4 protein-coding genes and 2 pseudogenes are annotated in these 7,466 nt (G+C 69.4%); 4 read left to right on the top strand and 2 right to left on the bottom strand.

Annotation, left to right across the window (positions count from 1 at the left end):
* Positions 1–1,034: pseudogene (locus tag ACFDTH_RS16440) on the bottom strand (ShlB/FhaC/HecB family hemolysin secretion/activation protein); the annotation flags it as partial.
* Between the two features lie 358 nt (positions 1,035–1,392).
* Here ACFDTH_RS16440 and ACFDTH_RS16435 point away from each other — a divergent pair.
* From ACFDTH_RS16435 to ACFDTH_RS16420, 4 genes are all read left to right on the top strand, one after another.
* Positions 1,393–1,971 carry a TIGR02466 family protein gene (locus ACFDTH_RS16435; RefSeq protein WP_375288641.1) on the top strand — a complete coding sequence of 193 codons (579 nt, stop codon included), beginning with the start codon at positions 1,393–1,395 and terminating at the stop codon, positions 1,969–1,971.
* Between the two features lie 114 nt (positions 1,972–2,085).
* Positions 2,086–3,855, top strand: coding sequence for a hypothetical protein (locus tag ACFDTH_RS16430; protein WP_375288640.1), 1,770 nt, complete (start codon positions 2,086–2,088; stop codon positions 3,853–3,855).
* 67 nt (positions 3,856–3,922) lie between these two features.
* Positions 3,923–5,023 (top strand): redox-regulated ATPase YchF, encoded by a 1,101-nt coding sequence (gene ychF / locus ACFDTH_RS16425; protein ID WP_375288639.1) that lies wholly within the window; start codon positions 3,923–3,925, stop codon positions 5,021–5,023.
* A gap of 137 nt (positions 5,024–5,160) precedes the next feature.
* Positions 5,161–6,990 (top strand): putative bifunctional diguanylate cyclase/phosphodiesterase, encoded by a 1,830-nt coding sequence (locus ACFDTH_RS16420; protein WP_375288638.1) that lies wholly within the window; start codon positions 5,161–5,163, stop codon positions 6,988–6,990.
* A 4-nt stretch (positions 6,991–6,994) separates the two neighbouring features.
* On the opposite strand, the pseudogene ACFDTH_RS16415 reads toward ACFDTH_RS16420, so the two are convergent.
* Positions 6,995–7,466, bottom strand: a pseudogene (locus tag ACFDTH_RS16415) (right-handed parallel beta-helix repeat-containing protein); the annotation flags it as partial.

Below are 7,466 nucleotides of genomic sequence, written 5' to 3'. Positions count from 1 at the left end.
AACAGGCTGCCGTCGCCGCGCAGGCCGCGCGCGTCCCCGATCGCGCTGGCGTAGAGGACGCGCAATTTGTCCAGCGACACGCGCTGCACGACGCTTCCGGTGCGCGTGCGCGTGTCCTGGTCGACATAGTCGAACCCCGCGGCGAGCGCGAGATTGGCGTTGAGGGAGCGGAGCAACGCCGTGGTGACGTCGAAGCCTGCGATCGACGTCTCGGTGCGATAGTCGAGCCGCGGCAGATCGGGGCGCGACCAGGCGTAGCTGAAGCGCGCACCCAGCGTCGTCCCCGGAGCGAGCGTCGCGATATGGCCGACCTGGAGGACCTTCTGCTCCTCCAGGTCCGGTGTAGACGAGCCGCCGATGTAGGTGGTGTCGCCGAGGCCGGTGAGGCCGTACAGCTCGGCGCGAACATAGCCCGTCTCGCGGCCGAGCTGGCGCGAGTTGTAGTTCTGCGCGTTGGCGAACACCGCAAATCGCCGGAACTCGATGGTGAGTTCGCCGATCACGTCGCCGCGCCCGGTCGGCGCCGGGCTGAGCGCGAGTTGGACGCGCAGGCCGGGGATGTCTCCCGCGAGCAGCAGCAGCCGCTCGGCTTCCTCCTCGTTCAGCGGATCGAGCGACTTCAGCCGCGCGATGCGCTCGCGCAGCAGCGCTTCATAAGGGCCGGCGTTGCCGCGGACGTTGACGTCGACGATTCGGGCGGCGACCACCTCCAGCCGCAGCGTGCCCGTGGTGATCTCCTGTGGCGGCACCTGCACCGAGGCGACCCAGTGGCCGCGGCGCAGCGCCTCATTCGCTTGGTCGCGGATCGCGCAGATCACCCGGATGGACTGGTCGCCCGTCGGTCGCTCGACACCGGCCAGCGCGGCGGCGATCTCGGGTGCGAGGGGGCTGCCGTCGGGCCGGACGAAGACGATCGTGCTCAGCTGAATCCGCAGCGGGGACTCGTCGAAGGGGCACGGGCGCTGGACGATCGCGGCGCGGGAATCGACCGACACCTCGGGCGCCGGCAGCGCCTCGGGAGGGGGCGGCGTCACCTGCTGCGGAGTCGGCAGCGATCCCTGTGGCGGGGCGGGCGGCGTCGTCTGTGCGGAGGCAAATGCAGGCAGCAGAGCCGCGACTAGCAGCCCGAGGCGCCATTCACGCCGGAACCATCGACCGTGCGCTCCCATGAGTCCCCCTCAAGGCGGAGGTTCACGGGATTCGACGGCGCGCGCCGAGGTTTACCCCCGAACTTCCGCGACCGACCGATTTTCTTGTTGTTCGGATGCCTACCGTCGCCATCGGGACCGGTCAAGGCGAGCCGGGCGCCACGCGACGAGCCGAGCTTCCGGCCGACCCGCTTGAGCGAGCGGGCGCTTGCGAGAACGGCGACGACCTGCTTCGACCTTCGTCATGACCGTGCGTAGCCTGTTTCCCACCCTGTTCTACGAAGGCGACCTCGCCAATGCCGCGCTGGTGGCAAACCTCGCCGAAGCGTGCCGCGCGATCGCGGCGGAGGACCGCGCCGGGCAGCGCTGGTCGCGCGAACATGGCTATCGCGGCTACACCTCCTACGCCTCACTTGACGACCTGCCGCGCCGTGATCCCAACTTCGCCGATCTGGTCCGCCTGCTCGACCGGCACGTCATCCGGTTCGCCGCGGAGGCGGCGCTGGAGTTCGCGCGCAAGCCGAAGCTCGACAGCCTGTGGATCAACGTGCTCAAGCCCGGCGGCGCGCATTCGGGTCACCTCCATCCGCACAGCGCGATCTCCGGCACCGTCTATGTCGCGGTGCCGCCCGGTTCCGGCGCGCTCAGGCTGGAGGACCCACGGCTGCCGATGATGATGGCGGCGCCCTCGCGTTCGGGCACCTTCCATTTCGCGGAGCCGTCCGAAGGCAGCGTGTTCCTGTGGGAAAGCTGGCTCCGGCACGAGGTGATGCCCGGAACGGGACGCCAGGAGCGGATCAGCATCAGCTTCAACTATCGCTGAGGGGCCGTTCCGCTATCGTCCGTCGCGAAAGCCACCGCGACTCGCAGATGAACCGCGCCCTCAGCCGCGGTTCACCCGGCGGATGCCAGAGGGCGGAAGAAGGAGTGTGTGCCGATGACCCTTGTTCGCGTATCGACCGTCGCGCTGGCCGCGGCCCTCGCGCTCGCCGGCTGCAATCGCGCGAACGATGGCGAGGACGGCAACGCCACCGCCGCCATGGCGCTGCCCGACCTGCCCGCGACGCTGCCGCTGGAAGCCGGCCCCGCGCAGGAGATCGGCTACGCGCCTTCGGTGTCCGACCTGCCCGAGACCGCACCGCTTAAGCTGGCGCAGGTCGCCGATCCTGGCGAGGCCTATGGCTATGCCGATGCCGCCTACGCCTATGACGAGGCGATCGGCGATGCTCCGCCGGACTATGCGTTCGACTACGAAGACACCGATCCCTGGGCCTGGCAGGGTTATGACGGGTCGACGATGTACGCCGAGCCGATCGACGACGGCTATCGCTACTATTATTACCGCGCCGGCGAGGACTCGCCTTATTTCGTCCGCGACCCTTATTATTCCTACGGCTTCGCGGGCGGGCTGCTCGCCGCGGTGTACGCGCTGGACGGCGCGATCGTGCCCTATGCCGACTACGGCCCACGCCTGGTATATGCTTCGCGCTATTATGCGCGCGGCCGCAACCTGTACCGCTTCGGCCGGCGTGCGCAGCGCCGGCCGGTGGTCGCCGCGGTCTGGGTGCAGCGCCGCCCGGTGATCCTCGCCGCGCGCCAGCGCTGGGGCGCCGGGCGCCTCCGTCAGCCCCTCTGGGCAAGCTATCACCGCGCCAACCAGCCCCGCCTCGCGCGCTACTGGCAGCCTGAGCGGGTCCGCCGCGCCGCCGATTCGGAGCGGTTCGCCGGCTGGCGGCAGGCGGGCTTCCGCACCCCTTCTCCCGCCCGCGCCATTCCCGCAGCATGGCAGAACCAGCGCTGGGCCCGCGACGAGCGGCGCTACCGCCCCGCCGGCGATTCGGTGCGCGAGCGGGTGGCGCGGCAGGAGCGGCGCGAGGATCGGCTGGGCGATCGTCGGCGCGACGATCGCCAGGCGCTGCTCGCCGATCGGCGTCAGGACCGCCGGGACGAGGCCCGCCAGGAGCGGCGCCAGGAAGCAAGGCAGGATCGCCGCGACGACCTTCGCCAGGATCGGCAGCAGAATGCCCGGCAGGAGCGGCGCCAGGAGGCACGCGACGATCGACGCGGGCAGGCCGAGGCACGGCAGCAGGCCGGCCGGCGGGACGCGGCGCGCGAGCGTCAGCAGGCGCAGCGCCAGGCGGCGCAGGCGCGGCGCGAACAGGCGCGCGAACAGCGCCAGGCGACGCAGGGCCGCGAGGCCGCGCAGACCCGGCGCGAGCAGGCGCAGCAGCAGCGCCAGGCGGCCCAGCAGCGCCGTGAGGACGCGCAGCAGCGTCGCCAGCAGCAGGCGGAACGTCCCGATCGCGACCGCGCCGAGCGCCAGCAGGCCGCCCAGCGTGGCCAGGCCGAACGCCAGCAGCGCCAGGAGCAGCAGCGCGCCGAGCGCCAGGAACGCCAACGCGATCAGGCAGACCGCGCCCAGCGCGAGCGCGACGGCGCCGAACGCCAGCAGCGCCAGGCACAGGCGCAGGCCGAGCGTCAGCAGCGCCAGCAGGCGATGCAGGCCGAACGTGCGCAACGGCAGCAGCAGATGCAGGCGGAACGGCAACAGCAGCAGCGGCAACAGCAGATGCAGCAGCGCGGAGGCGAGCAGCGCCAGGCCGCACAGGCCCAGCGCCAGCAGGCCCAGGAGCAGCGCCAGCAGATGCGCGAGCAGCGCCAGCAGAACCGCGCCGAACGCCGCGAGGGCCGCGGCGGGCGGGACTGAGGACCGCTTCCGACTGGCGCCGCCGCAGCGGACCCTCTAACGGCGTCCGCTCAACAAAGGACGCTTCATGGGATTCCGCTGCGGCATCGTGGGCCTGCCGAACGTCGGCAAGTCCACCCTCTTCAACGCGCTGACCGAGACCGCCGCCGCGCAGGCGGCGAACTACCCCTTCTGCACGATCGAGCCAAATGTCGGGAACGTCGGCGTGCCCGACCCGCGCCTGCACAAGCTGGCCGAGGTGGCGAAGTCCGCCAAGGTGATCGAAACGCAGCTTGCCTTCGTCGACATCGCCGGGCTGGTGCGCGGCGCATCGAAGGGCGAAGGCCTGGGCAACCAGTTCCTCGGCAACATCCGCGAGGTCGACGCGATCGTCCACGTGCTGCGCTGCTTCGAGGACGGCGACGTGACGCACGTCGAGGGCAAGGTCGATCCGATCGCCGATGCCGAGACGGTCGAGACCGAACTGATGCTCGCCGACCTGGAGAGCCTGGAGAAGCGCGTCCCCGCGCTCGCCAAGAAAGGCCAGTCGGGCGACAAGGACGCCAAGGCCGCCGCCGCGGTGCTCGGCCGGGCACTGGAGCTGCTGCGCGACGGCAAGGCCGCACGCCTCACCGAGGCAAAGGACGTCGAGGAGCAGCGCCACCTCGATCAGGCGCAATTGCTCACCGCCAAGCCGGTGCTCTACGTCTGCAACGTCGAGGAGTCGAAGGCAGCTGAGGGCAATGCGCACAGCGCACGCGTGTTCGAGAAGGCGAAGGCCGAGGGCGCCGAGGCGGTGGTCGTGTCCGCCGCGATCGAGGCCGACATCGCCACCATGCCGGTCGAGGATCGCGCCGAGTTCCTGGGTGAGCTTGGGCTGGAGGAGACCGGCCTCGCCCGCGTGATCCGCGCCGGCTACGCGCTGCTCCACCTGCTCACCTTCTTCACTGCGGGCCCCAAGGAGGCGCGCGCCTGGACGATCCCGGCGGGATCGAAAGCGCCGCAGGCGGCGGGCGCGATCCATACCGATTTCGAGCGCGGATTCATCCGTGCCGAGACGATCGCATTCGACGATTATGTCGCCTTCGGCGGCGAGGCGGGCGCCCGCGAGGCGGGCAAGCTGCGCGCGGAAGGCAAGGACTATGTCGTCCAGGACGGCGACGTGATGCTGTTCCGCTTCAACGTCTGAGATTTACCTCCGAACCGGATCTTTCAGAGCGGATGGTCAAGCCGGAGCGATGATGCCGAATGCCGCAGGATAGTGTTTCTTAACTGCTTTCGAGCGATCCTGCACGGCACGGGTGCACTCTCCGCGCCCGGCCCGAGGTGCGTTTGCTCAAGCTCCAGAACATCATCCTGGAAATGATCGCCACGGGCGAACCGCTGGACGATATCGCGTTTCGGCTCTGCGCCGAGGTCGAGCGGCTGGCACCTCGCGTCATCTGTTCGGTGCTGACGGTGGACACAGCCGGGCTGATTCACCCGCTCTCCGCGCCAAGCCTGCCGGACAGCTATGCCCACGCTCTGGAGGGAGTCGCGATCGGTCCGAGCGCTGGGTCGTGCGGAACGGCTGCTTACCTGCGCGAGCCGGTGACGGCGGAGGATGTCCGCACCGATCCGCGCTGGCAGGACTACCGTCACCTGGTGATACCACTCGGCCTGGTCGCATGTTGGTCTTCCCCAATTCTAAATGGTCGTGGCGAGCCGATCGGTACCTTCGCCTTTTACTACCGAGAGCCGCGCGGTCCGACTGCGCTGGAGCGCGAGATCGTGGACGATTGCGTCCATCTTTGCGCCATCGCGATCGAGCGACAGCAGCGCATCGCCGAGCGCGAGCTGCGGGCCGCCACCGACGAACTTACCGGTTTGCCCAACCGCGCGGCGTTTAACAGCGCTCTCGCGTCGATGGAGTGCAACACGCCAGGCAGTTGGGCCTTGTTCGCGATCGACCTCGACAACCTCAAGGTGGTCAACGACACGTTCGGCCATCACGCCGGAGACGTGCTGCTGGTCGAGGCGGCCAGGCGGATCGCTGCGGCAGGCCTGCCCGACCAAACGTTTCGTCTGGGCGGCGACGAGTTCGCGCTGGTGATCCGCGCCCCCGCGGCGCTCCGTGATCTGGATGCCACCGCACAGAGCATTCTTGATCGGCTCTCCGAGCCTGTCGATTGCGGCGGCCACGTCGTGGTGCCCCGCGCGACCATCGGCGGCGCGATCCTGTCGTCGGGCGACTGCGCGGTGGAACGCGTGCGCCAGAATGCGGACTTTGCGCTCTACCATGCCAAGGAGACGGGACGCGGCGGCTTCGTGCGCTACTGGCCCGGCCTCGGCACGCGGATCACTCGTCGGCTGGACGCGATCCGCGACGTGGATGCGGCCCTGCGCGACGGCCGCATCGAGCCGTATTACCAGCCGATCGTCCGCCTCGATACGCGCGAGATCGTCGGCGTCGAGGCGCTGTGCCGCATGCGGCTGGGCGATCAGGTGGTCAGCGCCATGGCGTTCCATGAGGCGACCACCGACGCGCATGTCGCCACCGCGCTGACCGAGCGGATGATCGGCCTGATCGCCGCCGATGTCGCGGCGTGGCTGGAGATGGGCGTGCCCTTCCAGCATGTCGGTATTAACGTCTCGTCCGCCGACATCCACGGGGGCACCATCGATGCAGTGCTGAGCGACGCGTTTGCTCGCCACAATGTGCCGCTCAAGCACGTGATCCTGGAGGTGACCGAATCGGTCTACATGGACAATGACGGCGGCATCGTCGCGCGCGCCCTCGCCGATCTGCGCGCCAAGGGCCTCCGGATCGCCCTCGACGATTTCGGCACCGGCTACGCCTCCCTCACCCACCTGATGAGCGTGCCGGTGGACGTGATCAAGATCGACAGGTCGTTCGTCGAGCGGCTCGCCCGCGACGATCCCAGCCTCGCCATCGTGGAGGGGATCATCGGCATCGCGCGCAAGATGAACATCCGCGTCGTCTCGGAAGGGATCGAGACCGAGAAACAGGTTCGCCAGCTCCGCGAGGCCGGCTGCGCGCTCGGCCAGGGCTGGCTGTTCGCCAAGGCGGTCGATCGAGATGCAGCAACGGAGCTGCTGATGACCCGCTCGCAGGGTCTGCCGCGCGCCAATCCCGCCCGGCGCGTGGCACACTGACGCTTCAGGGCTGGCGCACCTCATAGGCGCGCACGCCCGGGCCGAGCCGGTTGGCGCCTTGCGAAAGCTGCTGGCCCGAGACATTGGCCAAGAACGCCGGGCTCTTCGACTGGCCGGGCGCGAGGCTGGCGACATTGCCTTCGACGCGCAGGCCCGCGGACGGATACTTGCGCTGCTCGGCCGCGACCACGATCAGCCCGGACCAATTCTCCTTGTGCGCGCCCTGCACGAAGGTGTTGCGCGCGATGGTGCCGGTGGCGCCCTCGGGCAGGTCGATCATGTAATTGGTCTTGGTTCCGCCGGTGTCGTCGAAGCTGTTGTCGGTGATCGTCACGTTGGGGATACGCAGCTTGACGTAATGCCCGCCGCGCCCGCGCTCGAAGCGCGAGTTGGTGATGGTGGCGGTCGCCTTCGCCCCGCCCAGATAGATCGAGTGCGCGCAATCGGGCGTCTCGTCGCACTGGCCCAGCCCGGAG

The organism is Sphingomonas sp. (assembly GCF_042096255.1).
Taxonomy (GTDB): Bacteria; Pseudomonadota; Alphaproteobacteria; order Sphingomonadales; family Sphingomonadaceae; genus Sphingomonas.
The sequence above is the reverse complement of the archived record's forward strand: the minus strand, read 5'-3'. Positions and strand labels throughout refer to the sequence as shown.